Origin of the sequence: Marinobacter psychrophilus, from assembly GCF_001043175.1 — a bacterium.
GTDB lineage: Bacteria > Pseudomonadota > Gammaproteobacteria > Pseudomonadales > Oleiphilaceae > Marinobacter > Marinobacter psychrophilus.
Map to the genome: position 1 here is coordinate 728199 of NZ_CP011494.1, position 14967 is coordinate 743165.

At 54.0% G+C, this 14967-nt stretch carries 18 protein-coding genes; 17 read left to right on the plus strand and 1 reads right to left on the minus strand.

The window, feature by feature from the left end:
- The first annotated feature begins 8 nt into the window (after positions 1 to 8).
- The 14 genes from rpsN (at position 9) to rplQ (ending at position 7320) form a co-directional block, all read left to right on the plus strand.
- On the plus strand, positions 9 to 314 hold the full coding sequence (gene rpsN / locus ABA45_RS03275) for a 30S ribosomal protein S14 (protein ID WP_014869929.1): 306 nt from the start codon (positions 9 to 11) through the stop codon (positions 312 to 314).
- Between the two features lie 88 nt (positions 315 to 402).
- On the plus strand, positions 403 to 795 hold the full coding sequence (gene rpsH, locus ABA45_RS03280; RefSeq protein WP_014869930.1) for a 30S ribosomal protein S8: 393 nt from the start codon (positions 403 to 405) through the stop codon (positions 793 to 795).
- A 9-nt stretch (positions 796 to 804) separates the two neighbouring features.
- Positions 805 to 1338 (plus strand): 50S ribosomal protein L6, encoded by a 534-nt coding sequence (rplF, locus tag ABA45_RS03285; RefSeq protein WP_014869931.1) that lies wholly within the window; start codon positions 805 to 807, stop codon positions 1336 to 1338.
- A gap of 9 nt (positions 1339 to 1347) precedes the next feature.
- Positions 1348 to 1695: a 50S ribosomal protein L18 gene (gene rplR / locus ABA45_RS03290; RefSeq protein ID WP_007350486.1), complete on the plus strand. Its 348-nt coding sequence runs from the start codon at positions 1348 to 1350 to the stop codon at positions 1693 to 1695.
- A 12-nt stretch (positions 1696 to 1707) separates the two neighbouring features.
- Complete coding sequence (rpsE, locus tag ABA45_RS03295) at positions 1708 to 2208, plus strand: 30S ribosomal protein S5 (RefSeq protein ID WP_048384313.1); 501 nt, start codon at positions 1708 to 1710, stop codon at positions 2206 to 2208.
- 4 nt (positions 2209 to 2212) lie between these two features.
- Positions 2213 to 2401, plus strand: a complete 189-nt coding sequence (gene rpmD / locus ABA45_RS03300) for a 50S ribosomal protein L30 (protein WP_007350484.1) — start codon at positions 2213 to 2215, stop codon at positions 2399 to 2401.
- A gap of 1 nt (position 2402) precedes the next feature.
- Positions 2403 to 2837: a 50S ribosomal protein L15 gene (rplO, locus tag ABA45_RS03305; protein ID WP_014869933.1), complete on the plus strand. Its 435-nt coding sequence runs from the start codon at positions 2403 to 2405 to the stop codon at positions 2835 to 2837.
- 17 nt (positions 2838 to 2854) lie between these two features.
- On the plus strand, positions 2855 to 4177 hold the full coding sequence (gene secY / locus ABA45_RS03310; protein WP_048384314.1) for a preprotein translocase subunit SecY: 1323 nt from the start codon (positions 2855 to 2857) through the stop codon (positions 4175 to 4177).
- 30 nt (positions 4178 to 4207) lie between these two features.
- On the plus strand, positions 4208 to 4321 hold the full coding sequence (rpmJ, locus tag ABA45_RS18420) for a 50S ribosomal protein L36 (RefSeq protein WP_007350481.1): 114 nt from the start codon (positions 4208 to 4210) through the stop codon (positions 4319 to 4321).
- A 139-nt stretch (positions 4322 to 4460) separates the two neighbouring features.
- Positions 4461 to 4817: a 30S ribosomal protein S13 gene (gene rpsM, locus ABA45_RS03315; protein ID WP_007350480.1), complete on the plus strand. Its 357-nt coding sequence runs from the start codon at positions 4461 to 4463 to the stop codon at positions 4815 to 4817.
- 13 nt (positions 4818 to 4830) lie between these two features.
- On the plus strand, positions 4831 to 5220 hold the full coding sequence (rpsK, locus tag ABA45_RS03320) for a 30S ribosomal protein S11 (RefSeq protein WP_007350479.1): 390 nt from the start codon (positions 4831 to 4833) through the stop codon (positions 5218 to 5220).
- Between the two features lie 17 nt (positions 5221 to 5237).
- Entirely contained in the window at positions 5238 to 5858 is a 621-nt protein-coding gene (gene rpsD, locus ABA45_RS03325; protein WP_007350478.1) for a 30S ribosomal protein S4, read from the plus strand.
- A 35-nt stretch (positions 5859 to 5893) separates the two neighbouring features.
- A complete protein-coding gene (locus tag ABA45_RS03330; RefSeq protein ID WP_041635047.1) occupies positions 5894 to 6898 on the plus strand; it encodes a DNA-directed RNA polymerase subunit alpha in 1005 nt (334 codons plus the stop codon).
- A gap of 32 nt (positions 6899 to 6930) precedes the next feature.
- The gene (rplQ, locus tag ABA45_RS03335; protein ID WP_048384315.1) at positions 6931 to 7320 is read left to right on the plus strand and encodes a 50S ribosomal protein L17; all 390 of its coding nucleotides are present in this window, start codon (positions 6931 to 6933) and stop codon (positions 7318 to 7320) included.
- 220 nt (positions 7321 to 7540) lie between these two features.
- Here the strand turns inward: rplQ and uvrA are convergent, their stop codons facing one another.
- On the minus strand, positions 7541 to 10384 hold the full coding sequence (uvrA, locus tag ABA45_RS03340) for an excinuclease ABC subunit UvrA (RefSeq protein WP_048384316.1): 2844 nt from the start codon (positions 10382 to 10384) through the stop codon (positions 7541 to 7543).
- A 154-nt stretch (positions 10385 to 10538) separates the two neighbouring features.
- Between uvrA and ABA45_RS03345 the strand changes: the two genes are divergently transcribed.
- From ABA45_RS03345 to ABA45_RS03355, 3 genes are all read left to right on the plus strand, one after another.
- Entirely contained in the window at positions 10539 to 11909 is a 1371-nt protein-coding gene (locus tag ABA45_RS03345; RefSeq protein WP_048384317.1) for an MFS transporter, read from the plus strand.
- Between the two features lie 58 nt (positions 11910 to 11967).
- A complete protein-coding gene (gene ssb / locus ABA45_RS03350) occupies positions 11968 to 12552 on the plus strand; it encodes a single-stranded DNA-binding protein (protein WP_048388629.1) in 585 nt (194 codons plus the stop codon).
- Between the two features lie 165 nt (positions 12553 to 12717).
- On the plus strand, positions 12718 to 14895 hold the full coding sequence (locus tag ABA45_RS03355; protein WP_053076112.1) for a DUF3141 domain-containing protein: 2178 nt from the start codon (positions 12718 to 12720) through the stop codon (positions 14893 to 14895).
- Positions 14896 to 14967 lie beyond the last annotated feature (72 nt).

Here is a 14967-nt window from a genome sequence, read left to right on the forward strand (position 1 = left end):
CGAGAGTAATGGCAAAGGTTTCCATGAAAAACCGTGAGCTCAAGCGCGAGCTAACCGTTGCGAAATATGCGGCGAAGCGTGCTGAGATCAAGGCAACTATCAAGAACCCCAATACCAGCGATGATGACCGCTGGAATGCACAGATGAAGCTGCAACAGCTTCCTCGCGATGCATCTCCTTCGCGTCTTCGTAATCGTTGCCAGATAACGGGTCGCCCACACGGCGTCTTGCGTAAGTTCGAACTTTCACGGATTAAACTCCGAGAGTACGGCATGCGCGGAGACGTTCCGGGTCTGACCAAAGCAAGCTGGTAAGATAGGCTTCTCGACTGCGGTCGAGAGCCTGTTGGTAAGCGGTGCGGCACGCCGCTGCACAACTAAAAAGATCAGGAGTCTCATACCAATGAGCATGCAAGACACGCTTGCGGATATGTTCACACGTATCCGTAATGCCCAGATGGCATCGAAAACAGACGTTAAGATGCCGTCCTCGAAGATGAAAATCTCCGTGGCACAAGTCCTGAAGGACGAAGGTTACGTTGCAGATTTTGTGGTTACGGCTGATATCAAGCCTGAGCTGACGATTACTCTGAAGTACTTTGGTGGCAAGCCGGTTATCGAATCTATCGACCGTGTTAGTCGTCCGAGTTTGCGCCAGTATAAAGGCGCTGCGAAGCTACCGAAAGTATCCGGTGGTTTGGGAGTCGCGATTGTCTCTACGTCCCAGGGCGTAATGACAGATCGTGCCGCACGTGCTGCCGGCGTAGGTGGCGAAGTCATCTGCACCGTATTCTAGGAGAATCACATGTCCAGGGTTGCCAATAATCCTGTCGTGCTGCCTCCCGGTGTTGAAGTGGAGCTGAACGGTCAGGAAATCAACGTAAAGGGCTCCAAAGGAGCGCTTCAGTTTTCAATCCACCAAGCGGTTGAAGTAAAGCAGGAAGAAAATCTCCTACGCTTTGCAGCCCGTGATGGTGTTAAACAGTCCCGCGCTCTTGCTGGTACAACCCGCGCCTTGGTCAATAATATGGTGACCGGCGTTACCGCAGGCTTTGAGCGTAAGCTTCAGCTGATCGGTGTGGGTTACCGGGCTCAGGCGCAAGGTACGAAGCTCAATCTGACGCTGGGTTTTTCTCACCCCGTTGCGTACGAGCTGCCCGAGGGGATTACCGTTGAAACTCCGTCAAATACGGAAGTGATTATTCGCGGTATCGACAAGCAACAGGTTGGCCACGTCGCCGCTGAAATCCGCGCCTTCCGTCCGCCCGAGCCTTATAAAGGCAAAGGTGTACGTTATGCGGATGAGCAGGTAAGACGCAAAGAAGCCAAGAAGAAATAAGGCGGGACTATGAGCGCGAATAACGAAAGATTGCGTCGCGCACGTAAAGTGCGCATGAAAATTCGTGAGCTGGGTACAAACCGTCTGTGCGTTCACCGCACACCGCGTCATATGTACGCCCAGGTTACGACAGCAGATGGCAGCCAAGTGCTGGCCACTGCCTCCACGTTGGATAAGGAACTGCGCCAGGGTGCGACCGGTAACGTGGATGCCGCCAAAAAAGTCGGTCAGCTGATTGCTGAACGTGCCAAAGCGGCGGGTGTTGAGCAGGTTGCTTTTGACCGCTCCGGTTACCGTTATCACGGTCGCGTACAGGCTTTGGCCGACGCAGCCCGTGAAGCTGGCTTGCAATTCTAAGAGGTGGAGAAGATGAGCGTGAACGAACAGAAGGCGCCTGAGCTCCAGGAAAAGCTGGTTCAGGTAAACCGCGTTGCCAAAGTGGTAAAAGGCGGGCGTATATTTGCCTTTACCGCATTGACTGTAGTGGGTGATGGTAAAGGGCGTGTTGGCTTTGGCCGTGGTAAGGCACGTGAAGTGCCGGTTGCTATACAGAAAGCCATGGAAGCTGCGCGCAAGAATATGGTAGACATACCGTTGGATGGTACTACTTTGCAGTACCCGGTTCGGGCACAGCACGGTGGTTCGCGGGTGTTCATGATGCCTGCGTCCGATGGTACCGGCATTATTGCCGGTGGCGCCATGCGCGCTGTGTTGGAAGTGGCTGGTGTCCATAACGTGCTGTCTAAGTGCTATGGTTCTACCAACCCGGTGAACGTGGTACGTTCCACCATCAAGGGTCTTCAGGCAATGCAAGCGCCAGAAGATATTGCAGCCAAGCGCGGTAAATCCGTCGAAGACATTCTGGGTTGAAGTCATGGCGAACGCAAAAACGATCACAGTTACACTGATCCGCAGCCCAATCGGCTGCCAGCCCAAGCACAAGCTTTGTGTGAAGGGCCTGGGTCTTCGTAAAATTGGCCAGTCCGTGGTTTTGGAAGATACTCCTTCAATTCGCGGTATGGCTAACCGGGTAGACTACCTGGTTCGGGTTGAGGAGAACTAAGATGCGTCTAAACGAACTAGCTCCAGAACCCGGTTCACGCCCCAACGCAAGGCGCGTTGGTCGTGGTATCGGTTGTGGTTTCGGCAAAACTTGTGGCCGTGGCCATAAGGGTCTGAAAGCCCGTTCCGGCGGCAGCGTTGCCCCTGGTTTTGAGGGCGGTCAGCAGCCGTTGGCACGTCGTTTGCCGAAGTTTGGCTTCACGTCCCGTCAGCAGCGTTACGTTGCTGAAATTCGTCTGAACGAACTGGCGAAGGTAGAAGGCGATGTTGTCGATCTTGACGCTCTGAAAAAAGCAGACATCATTCGCGACGAAATTCGCGATGCAAAAGTCATGTTGTCCGGTGAAATTGACCGTGCAGTGACTGTGCAGGGTTTGCGAGTGACCAAAGGCGCACGCGCGGCGATTATCGCCGCGGGCGGCAAAGTAGAAGACTAACGCGAGTCGAGGACTAAATGGCCAAGACAGCATCATTGCCTGCGGGCGCGGGTAAAGGACTAGCAGAGCTGCGTTCGCGGCTCTGGTTTGTCTTTCTGGCATTGCTTGTGTACCGAATCGGTGCCCATATTCCGGTGCCTGGTATAAACCCCGACCGCTTGGCTGCACTGTTTGAGCAGAATCAGGGCACAATCCTGAGTATGTTCAATATGTTTTCCGGTGGTGCACTTGAGCGCATGAGTATCTTCGCGCTGGGTATCATGCCGTATATATCGGCTTCTATTATTATGCAGCTCATGACAGCGGTCAATCCGACGCTGGAGCAGCTGAAAAAAGAAGGTGAGGCGGGTCGTCGTAAGATCAGTCAATATACGCGCTACGGTACCGTAATCCTGGCCCTGCTTCAGGGTGCTGGTATTTCTGTCGGTTTGGCGTCGCAGGGCGTCACCTTCAATGACACTCTCAGCTTCCACTTTGTGGCAGTTGTATCGTTTGTTAGTGGTGCAGTCTTCATGATGTGGCTGGGCGAGCAGATCACCGAGCGGGGTGTCGGTAACGGCATTTCACTGTTGATTTTCGCCGGTATCGTTGCCGGGTTACCCGGTGCGATCGGTCAGACTTTGGAGCAGGCCCGTAACGGTGAGATGAGCTTGTTGTTGGTGCTTGGTATCGGTGTTCTGGCTATTGCCGTCATCGGTTTCGTGGTGTTCATGGAGCGCGGTCAGCGCCGATTGACGATTAACTACGCCAAGAGACAGCAGGGTGGCCGGGTATTTGCCCAGCAGTCTAGCCATTTGCCCTTGAAAGTGAATATGGCCGGTGTTATTCCGCCCATTTTTGCATCGTCCATTCTATTGTTCCCGGCATCGCTGGGTCAGTGGTTTGGTCAGGGCGAAGGCATGGAGTGGCTGAGCGATATTTCCCAGGCACTTGCGCCCAGTCAGCCCTTGTATATTATTCTGTTCGCGGCAGCAGTGGTATTTTTCTGCTTCTTCTATACGGCTCTGATGTACAATCCACGGGAAGTCGCGGATAACCTCAAACGCTCAGGCGCTTTTATTCCGGGCATTCGTCCGGGTGAGCAGACAGCCAAGTACATTGATGGCGTTCTTACCCGTTTGACATTGTTTGGAGCAATGTACATAGCAGCAGTTTCCCTGTTCCCTCAGTTCCTGATGGTGGCCGGGAATGTACCCTTCTATTTGGGCGGTACGTCTCTGCTGATTGTTGTAGTCGTAGTGATGGACTTTATGGCTCAGGTTCAGTCGCATCTGATGTCTCACCAGTATGAATCGCTGATGAAGAAGTCCAATCTCAAGGGCTATGGTCGGAACGGGTAAATCCGTTCCCCTTGAAAACTGGAGTCGACAATGAAAGTACGCGCTTCGGTAAAGAAAATTTGCCGTAACTGCAAAGTAATTCGTCGCAATGGCGCCGTAAGGGTCATTTGCTCGGAGCCTCGCCACAAGCAACGTCAGGGTTAATTCCTTCGGGAAAAACCCTTGCTTGTAAAAGGTGTACGATAATGGCGCTTGACTCGAAGCAGGGTCAGGCGTTATTATTTCGCGCCCTTTTAGTGGCGGATAATTCACACAGCATAGCTTTGAACGCGGAGTAATTTGGATGGCACGTATAGCCGGTGTCAATATACCCGATCACAAACATGTTGTTGTATCGCTCACCTATATTTTTGGTGTAGGCAAAACAACAGCTCAAAAGCTTTGCGATGCAACCGGCGTTAAGCCGGACGTCAAAGTCAAAGACTTGACTGACGAACAGCTGGAATCACTTCGTACTGATGTGATTAAAGGCTCCGTCGAAGGCGATTTGCGTCGTGAAGTACAGATGAACATCAAGCGTTTGAAGGATCTCGGATGTCACCGTGGTCTGCGTCACCGTCATGGGCTTCCAGTCCGCGGCCAGCGCACCAAGACCAACGCCCGCACCCGTAAAGGTCCGCGCAAACCTATTCGTAAGTAACAGGTAGGCAAACATGGCAAAGCCAGGTACACGTACCCGTAAAAAGGTGAAAAAAACGGTTGTTGATGGCGTCGCGCACATTCACGCTTCCTTCAACAACACTATCGTGACCATTTCGGACCGCCAGGGCAACGTATTGTCCTGGGCCACTGCTGGTGGTTCTGGTTTCCGCGGTTCACGTAAGAGTACACCTTTTGCTGCGCAGGTAGCAGCTGAAAGAGCCGGTAATGCGGCTGCTGAATACGGCCTTAAAAACCTGGATGTTGAAGTCAAGGGCCCCGGCCCTGGTCGTGAATCTGCAGTTCGTGCGCTTAACTCGTGCGGCTACAAGATCAACAACATCACAGATGTGACGCCGATTCCCCACAACGGATGTCGCCCGCCTAAAAAGCGCCGCGTCTAACACAGGAGACAGTAATTATGGCTCGTTACATAGGCCCGAAGTGCAAACTGTCTCGTCGTGAAGGGACAGATCTTTTTCTGAAAAGCGGTGTTCGCGCTCTCGACACTAAGTGCAACCTTGAAACCCCCCCGGGTATGCACGGTGCGCGTCGCGGTCGTTTGTCGGAATACGGCGTTCAGCTGCGGGAAAAACAGAAAGTTCGTCGTATTTACGGCGTACTGGAAAAGCAGTTCCGCAACTATTATAAAGAGGCGGCTCGCCTGAAAGGCGTAACGGGTGAAAACCTGTTGCAACTTTTGGAAGCGCGTCTTGATAACGTTGCTTACCGCATGGGTTTTGGTTCAACCCGCGCGGAGTGCCGCCAGCTCGTTTCTCACAAGGCAATTCTGGTCAACGACAAGGTTGTGAATATTCCTTCCTACCAGGTCAAGCCAGGTGATGTTGTGAGCGTGCGTGAAAAAGCCAAAAACCAGTTGCGCGTTAAAGGCGCTCTGGATTTGGCCTCCGGTCGCGCAGCGGTGAGCTGGGTAGATGTCGACGCCACTAAGATGTCCGGCGTTTACAGTTCAGTGCCAACACGGATTGAATTGCCGGCCGACATCAACGAGAACCTCATCGTCGAGCTTTACTCTAAGTAAAGCCCAGTTAGCAACGATAGCAGATAGGGGCGTCTATGCAGCGTTCAGTACATGAGTTATTGACACCTCGTACCATTGACGTGAAGGAATCCGGTTCCACGCGTGCCAAGGTGACCTTGGAGCCTCTTGAAAGAGGTTTCGGCCACACTCTGGGCAGTGCGTTACGCCGTATTCTCTTGTCTTCGATGCCGGGCTGCGCTGTTACCGAAGCGCAGATTGACGGTGTGTTGCACGAGTACAGCGCCATTGAAGGTGTCCAGGAAGACGTCATAGAGATTCTTTTGAATCTTAAGGGCGTCGCTGTAAAAATGCACGGCCGTGACGATGCCGAGCTTATGCTCAGCAAGAAGGGTCCGGGTGTTGTTACAGCCGGAGATATAAAGTTGGATCATGATGTCGAGATCGCCAATCCAGAACACATTATCTGTCACCTGAGCGAGAATGGTGAAGTTAACATGCGTCTGAGCATTGCCCGCGGTCGCGGCTATGAGCCTGCTGATCAGCGCGGTCTGGATGAGGACGAAACTCGTGCCATCGGACGTCTGCAGTTGGATGCTACGTTCAGCCCGGTTCGACGCGTTGCTTATTCTGTGGAAAGTGCACGGGTAGAGCAGCGTACCGACCTCGACAAGCTGGTTATTGATCTGGAGACTAATGGTACTATCGATCCGGAAGAAGCAATTCGCCGGGCCGCTACTATTCTTCAGCAGCAATTGGCCGTGTTTGTTGATTTTGATCATGAAAAAGAACCAGAGCGCGTGGAGGAAGAGGAAGAAATTGATCCGATTCTGCTGCGCCCGGTTGATGATCTAGAGCTGACAGTACGTTCCGCCAACTGCTTGAAGGCTGAGAACATTTACTACATCGGCGATTTGATTCAGCGCACAGAAGTTGAGCTGTTGAAGACGCCTAACCTGGGTAAAAAGTCGCTGACAGAGATCAAGGACGTATTAGCGTCCCGTGGTTTGTCTCTGGGAATGCGTCTTGATAACTGGCCGCCGGCAAGCCTTCGTGGTGATGACCGGGTTCTGGGCGGTTAATCGCCGATTAGTTAAGCTAAGGAATCAGAGCAATGCGTCATCGTAAGAGTGGTCGTAAGTTCAACAGGACCAGTGCGCATCGCAAGGCCATGTTTCGTAACATGTCTGCGTCACTGGTTGAGCATGAGTTGATCAAAACAACGTTGCCGAAGGCTAAAGAGCTTCGTCGGGTAGCGGAACCTTTGATTACTCTGTCAAAAATAGATTCGGTCGCGAATCGTCGTTTGGCGTTTGCACGTCTGCGTGACGATGCAGCGGTTGCCAAGCTGTTTACTCAGTTGGGTCCCCGTTACAACGAGCGTCCGGGTGGATATCTTCGTATCCTGAAGTGCGGTTTCCGCCCAGGCGACAATGCCCCTATGGCATATGTTGAGCTGATCGGTCGTCCGCTGGATATTGAAGCGGAAGAAGTTGACGAGTAGTAGGTTGTTATAAACCTTTATTTGTCTGAAGAAAGCCGGGTACCTTTTGGTAGCCGGTTTTTTTTCGTCTGCGGGAAAGTGGCTGGTTTGTTCAGACTGCTCAATAGAGGTTGGGCTGGGTGAAGTGTCGGGCTAAAACAAGATCGGGGACGGATTTCAAATCCGTCCCCGATCTTGAGTCATTCAAGGGACAGGTTTCAAACCTGCCCCTATCTGCTACCTAAGATCGTTGAGCCTCTTTTTGCTTTTCTAGCAAGGGTTTTAGGTAGCGACCAGTGTGGCTGGCTTTGTTTTCTGCTACTTGCTCTGGCGTTCCTTCCGCGACGATCAGGCCGCCGCCGGAACCTCCTTCGGGGCCCAGGTCAATTATCCAATCTGCAGTTTTAATGACGTCCAAATTGTGTTCAATGACCACGATGGTGTTGCCGTGATCGCGTAGGCGCTGCAATACGGTTAACAACTGCTGGATGTCATAGAAGTGTAGGCCGGTGGTGGGTTCGTCTAGAATGTACAGGGTTTGGCCAGTGTCGCGCTTGGACAGCTCTTTGGCGAGTTTCACCCGTTGGGCTTCACCGCCGGATAGCGTAACGGCGCTTTGGCCCAGACGGATGTACGACAAGCCCACGTCCACTAAAGTCTGAAGTTTTCTAGCCAGGAAGGGCACAGCATCGAAGAATTGGCGGCCTTCTTCGACTGTCATAGACAGTACTTCATGGATGTTTTTGCCCTTATAGCGCACTTCCAGAGTCTCGCGGTTGTAGCGTTTACTTTTGCAGACGTCGCAGGGTACGTAAATGTCGGGCAGGAAGTGCATTTCAACTTTGATGACGCCGTCGCCCTGGCAGGCTTCGCAGCGTCCACCCTTGACGTTGAAGGAGAAACGGCCAGGCTTGTAACCTCTTGAACGTGCTTCCTGGGTGCCGGAAAACAGTTCGCGGATAGGGGTGAACAGCCCTGTGTAGGTGGCAGGGTTGGATCTGGGTGTGCGGCCGATCGGGCTTTGGTCGATGTCGATGACTTTGTCGAGCAGGTCTAACCCTTCAATGCTGGCGTAAGGGCCGTGGCTTAGGGTTGTGGCTTTGTTCAATGCCGTGGCCGCTATCGGGTACAGGGTGCCGTTGATCAACGTGGATTTGCCAGAGCCGGAAACACCAGTAATACAGGTCATTACGCCTAGGGGGATGGCTAGGTCAATGTTGGTCAGGTTATTGCCGCTGGCACCGGTCAGTTTCAGGTATTCGCCGGACCCGGAGTTGCGCTTCTCGGGTATGGCGATGAACTTGGTGCCGTTAAGGTACTGGCCCGTCAGTGAATTGGGGTTTGCGAGTATGTCTGCCGGTTTGCCTTGGGCGATGATTTGCCCGCCGTGTACACCGGCGCCCGGGCCTATGTCGATTACGTGGTCTGCCGCCAGTATGGCGTCTTCGTCGTGTTCGACTACAATGACTGTGTTACCCAAGTCGCGCAGGTGGTAAAGAGTTTCCAGCAGGCGGTCGTTGTCACGCTGGTGCAGGCCAATGGACGGTTCGTCAAGTATGTACATAACGCCCACCAGGCCGGCGCCAATTTGGCTCGCCAGGCGTATACGCTGGGCTTCACCCCCGGAGAGTGTATCGGCGCTGCGCTCAAGGGACAGATATTCCAGCCCCACGTTCACCAGGAACTGCAGGCGTTGGCGGACCTCTTTCAGAACTTTTTCGGCAATTTCGCCTCTAGCGCCCGATAGTGTCAGTTGGCTAACGTATCGATGTGCCTCGCCAATTGGCAGGTGAGCGATGGCGGGAAGGTTTCTGTTGTCGATAAACACGTTGCGTGCTGAACGGCGTAAGCGCGTTCCGCCGCAGTCTTTGCACGGCTGGGTGCTAAGGTTGCGGGCCAGTTCTTCCCTGACACTTTGGGAATCGGTTTCACGATAACGCCGTTCCAGGTTGGGTAATATGCCCTCGAACGAATGCAGACGTTCCATGATGTGGCCGCGGCTGTTTACGTAGCGAAAGCTAATGTCCTCGCCGCCGGAGCCATGCAGCATCACCTGTTGCAACGGCTCGGGCAGGTCGCACCAGGGAGTGTCCAAATCAACATTGTAGTGTTCGGCCACGCTGCTAAGAAGCTGGAAGTAATACACCGCGCGGCGATCCCAGCCCTTGATGGCGCCGGAGGCAAGATTGGCCTCTGGATGTTGGATAATTTTGTCGGAGTCGAAAAATTGCTTTACGCCAAGTCCGTCGCAGGTCGGGCAGGCGCCTGCTGGGTTGTTGAACGAGAACAGTCGTGGCTCTAGCTCGCTGATGGCATAACCACACTGGTTACAGGCATAGCGAGCTGACAGTGTGGTGTCTTCGCCGCTGCCATCCATGGCGGCCACTAGCGCTATGCCGTCTGCCAGGGCCAGAGCAGTTTCAAAGCTCTCGGCCAGGCGTTGTTCCAGGCCGGGTTTGACCTTGAAGCGGTCGACCACCACATCAATATGGTGTTTACGCTTTTTGTCCAAAGCCGGGACGTCATCAATGTCGTAAACAGTGCCGTCTATCCGTAGGCGTATAAAGCCTTGGCTGCGCATGGTTTCAACCACTTGCAGGTGCTCGCCCTTGCGGTCGCGAATCACCGGGGCCAGAATCATTAACCGCGAATCTTCTTCCATCGCTAAAATCTGATCCACCATTTGGCTCACGGTTTGCGCTTCCAGCGGTTGGCCGTGGTCAGGGCAGCGAGGTTCGCCGGCGCGGGCAAACAACAGACGCAGGTAATCGTAGATTTCAGTAATTGTACCGACAGTAGAGCGCGGGTTATGGGATGTGGACTTTTGCTCGATAGAAATGGCCGGCGAAAGCCCTTCAATATGGTCCACGTCGGGTTTTTCCATCATTGATAGAAACTGGCGGGCATAGGTCGACAGCGATTCCACATAGCGCCGCTGGCCTTCGGCGTAAAGAGTGTCGAACGCCAGTGATGACTTGCCAGAGCCTGACAAACCGGTAATCACAATCAGTTTGTCCCGGGGTATATCCAGGTCGATGTTCTTCAAATTGTGGGTGCGGGCACCCTTGATCTGGATATGGTCCATATAACCTCGCGAGGAAAAAGTGATGAGTATACCGCGTTCTGCAGCTACCTTGTGAGTGCTGCGGCTGTGTAATACGGCTTCGCGCCGGCCGGGGCGGTTCTGTTACACTACGGCGCTTGATTTTAGTCTCTGCTAACGTCTGAGGAAATGTTCCATGAACGCCCTTGAAAAACGCTCGGTTTCTGCTTTGGCGTCGGTGTACGCCATTCGTATGCTCGGGCTGTTCATGGTTATGCCAGTGTTTGTGCTGCTTGGCGGAGAGCTTGAAGGCGCAACACCCGCGCTGCTGGGCTTTGCCATCGGCGCCTATGGGTTAAGCCAGGCACTGCTGCAAATTCCGTTCGGCTTGCTGTCTGACCGGGTCGGGCGCAAGCGCATGATCTACCTTGGCTTGATCCTATTTGCGGCGGGCAGTCTGTTGGCCGGCTCAGCTGAGTCAATATACGTTGTGATTCTGGGTCGGATTCTTCAGGGTGCCGGTGCCATTGCCAGCGTACTGATGGCTTTGCTGAGCGACCTGACCCGCGAAGAGCAACGCACCAAGGCTATGGCCACGGTGGGTATCTCCATCGGTATTTCGTTTTCCGTGTCTCTTGTTCTCGGGCCGCTCGTGGGCGCGCGATGGGGCCTGTCGGGCATTTTTAACCTGACCGCCGCACTGGCATTGATCGCGCTCTTGGTTGTTTGGCGCTTGGTGCCTACTCCCCACCAAAGAAAAGTCAGTGCAGAGCAACAACCGGCCCGGGCTATGGTGGGCCGGGTGTTGAAAGACCAACGCCTGTTGCGATTGGATTTTGGTATTTTCTCCCTGCACCTGGTGCTTACCGCGCTGTTCCTGGTTTTCCCCTCTTTGCTGCAAGATCGCTTGGGCCTGCCCAGCGGCTCACACTGGTGGTTTTACCTGAGCGTGATGCTGACGTCATTTGTTGCCATGGTGCCGTTCATTATTTTTGGCGAGAAAAAGCGCAAAATGAAGCCGGTGCTGTGCGGCGCCGTGGCCTTGCTGGCTTTGTCTTGCGCGGCCCTGTCGGGAGTGGGCGAAGGCCTGCTGGCCGCCTGGTTTATGCTGTTTTTCTTTTTTATGGCGTTCAATTTACTGGAAGCCAGTTTGCCGTCGCTGCTTAGTAAAGAGGCGCCAGCGGCCAGCAAGGGTACGGCGATGGGGGTGTATTCTACCTCTCAGTTTATGGGTGCGTTTCTGGGCGGGGCCTTGGGCGGCTACCTGCTGCAACAGGTCGGCGTAACCGGCGTGCTGGGATTAATGGTGGCTGTACTGGTGGTGTGGCTGCTGGTGGCGCTGACTATGCCGGCACCAGGGTATACCAGTGGTTTTGTGGTAAAGTTAGAGCCAGAAGCAACGCTCAGCTATAGCGATGTAGACAGTTTTCTACGCGCCCTGCCGGGCGTAAAAGATGTGGTTATAATGGAAGAAGCAGCGACTGCCTATCTGAAGATAGACCGGCAGTTTTTTGATGAGGCCTTGCTTGCCGACACGGAATTTGTGCAGCAAACTGACAGGCCGTGAAATTCTGGCGGCGCGCAAGGAGCGCGAGCCGCCACGAAACTTTATTCAGGAGCAGAACATGGCACGAGGCATCAATAAAGTCATTCTAATTGGCAACTTGGGGCAAGACCCAGACACCCGTTATACCCCCAACGGCAACGCCGTGGTTAATCTGAGTATAGCCACCGACGAAAGCTATAAAGACCGTCAAACCGGTCAAATGGTGCCAAAAACCGAATGGCACAAAGTTGTCATGTTCGGCAAAGTGGCGGAAGTAGCGGGTCAGTACTTGCGCAAAGGTTCGAAGATTTATGTTGAAGGCAAACTGCAAACCCGCAAGTGGCAGAACAAGGACGGCCAAGACGTTTACACCACCGAAGTGGTTGTGGATATCAGCGGCCAGATGCAGATGTTGGACAGCCGCAATAGTGACGGCGGCGGCATGAACCAAGGCCAACAAGGCCAAGGCCAGCCGCAAAATCGCCCGCAGCAGGCGCCTGCGCGTCCACAGAATGCCAATCAGCCTCCGCAAGACGATGGCGGCTATAATCAGGGCTCCCAGAACGAAAATTACAATCAGCAACCGGCCAACGCTCCGTCATCGCCGCAGAAAAACACCATGCCAGATCCGGTGGATGATTTTGATGATGATATTCCGTTTTAGCCGATAGGTGATGAATAGTGTAACGTTTGGCGTTACATTCAGTTCTAAGGCCCCGCTTTTGCGGGGTTTTTTGCAGTCCACGAGGGGTTGCCTGCGCTACAAAAAGAATCAGCGTTACTTGCTGAAACTTTTAGTGCCCCGTTAGGCGGATTTAGGAGCGAATAAATGAGTGCGAATTCTCAGTCTGCAGTCACTCCCCGCTGGCATGCCATCACGGAATACACAATCGATGCGCTACAGCGCAGCGTTTTGTTTTGCGATGTGTTGCGCCAACGCAGTCAAGAGTATTACCGGCACAAAGCGATGACAATACCGCACGTGCTGGGGTTTGATCTTGAAATAATTCTGGATGCGCGAAACTTTCAGCGCCCCGCCAATTTCTGGCTTGCCCGCATCGAGCCTCCCGCCGGTGTAGCGATTGACCCGCTCAAACGGCCGTTCGTCGTGTTCGATCCCCGCGCAGGCCAAGGGCCTGGAATCGGCGGTTTTAAGGCCGACAGCGAGCTGGGCGTGGCCATGAAGGTCGGGCATACCTGCTATTTCGTGGGCTTCACACCAGACCCTCTGCCACACCAGACTATCGACGACGTTATGCACGCCCACGGGCATTTTCTGGAGGCGGTTATTGCCCGTCACGCCGAAGCAGAGGGTAAACCCTGCATTATCGGGAACTGCCAGGCGGGCTGGGCGGTGATGATGCTGGCGGCTGTGCGGCCGGAGTTGTTTGGGCCGATTATTATCGCAGGAACTCCGCTGTCGTTCTGGGCCGGTCTGAAAGGGCAGAATCCGTCCCGTTACTTCGGCGGAATGGTGGGCGGTAGTTGGCTGACAGCACTAACCAGTGACATGGGTGGTGGAAAATTTGATGGCGGTCATCTGGTCAGTGGTTTTGATAATCTTGACCCTGCCAACACCCTTTGGAGCAAGTACCATCACCTCTGGGCCAATATCGACACCGAGGCGCCAAGATTCCTCGAGTTCGAAAAATGGTGGGGTGGCCATGTGGATTTATCCGCCGAGGAAATGCAGTGGATTGTCGACGAGCTGTTTATTGGTAACCGGATGGCAACGGCAGAACTGGTCAGCGGGGATGGCACCAGGATTGATCTGCGTAATATCCGTTCGCCGATTCTATGCTTCTGCTCTGAGGGCGACAACATCACTCCGCCATCCCAGGCGCTGGGCTGGATTTGTGATTTATACAGTTCGGACGAAGACATTTTCGCAGCCGGCCAGACCATCGTCTACGCGATTCACGAAAGCGTTGGTCATCTTGGAATCTTTGTTTCCGGCAGCGTTGCCCGCAAGCAGCATCAGGAGTTTTCATCAAATATCGATCTTATCGATATTCTGCCCCCGGGGCTCTATGAAGCGGTTATGACGCCAAAGGCCGACGATACGATGAACCCGCAGTGGGTTGAGGGCGATTGGTTGGTGCGCTTCGAACCGCGTTCGTTGGCAGACGTGGCAGCGGTTGTTCAGCCAAGCCTGGACGACGAGCGACGCTTCGCAACGGTCAAACGGGTGTCCGATATCAACCTAGGGTTTTATCGCATACTGCTGCAGCCCTTGGTGCGCGCCCAAGCCAGATTAGTCGCTGCTGTGAGCGCCCAGTCCAATGCAGATGTGATGGAGTGGCTGCATAGGTTAACGCCAGCCGAGTTGCCTTATCACGTGTTCTCTGAGCTTAACCCGCTGATGACAACGCTTGCGGACCTGGCCGAGCGGGTAAGGAAGGCACGAAAGCCAGTATCTGATGATAACTGGCTTGTTAAGCAGCAGGAAAACTATTCCGGTTCTGTGGTAGCGGCACTTGACGGCTTCCGTGACTTTCGTGATGGCGCCATCGAACGCTGTTTTATGACGTTCTACGGTTCCCCTGCTGTTCAGGCGATGGCGGGTCTGAAAACCACAGACGGGCCTCCTCGTCCACACCCTGGCAAGACGCCGGAAAGTGTCGCGCGCGTTGAACGTTGCATGGCCGAAAACCACGGGTGCATTGGTGAAGGTGGAGTGCACGAAGCCGTGGTTCGCAGTCTTGTGTATATCTCAATGGGTGGAGGTGGAGTTGATGAGCGGGCCTTTAACGCCCTGTGTGAGATGCGTGCCGAATACAGCACGCTCTCGCTTGGCTCGTTTAAGAAAACCGTGCGCGAGCAGTTTTTTGCCCTGCGACTTGACCAGCAGGCCGCGCTCGATGCCATCCCCGCAATGCTGTTTGTTGAAATTCAGTCCAAAGACAAGGCGCTGAGTGTGATTCATCGGGTGGCATCCGCCGCTGGAAAGCTGACTGCGGAGCAGGACAGGCGACTTGCGGTGGTTGAGGGGCTGTTTGCAGACTGAGCAAGACCGGGAATAGAGAACAAGACAGGGGACAGATTTGAAATCTGTCCCCAAGACCCGTCATTGGAGTTT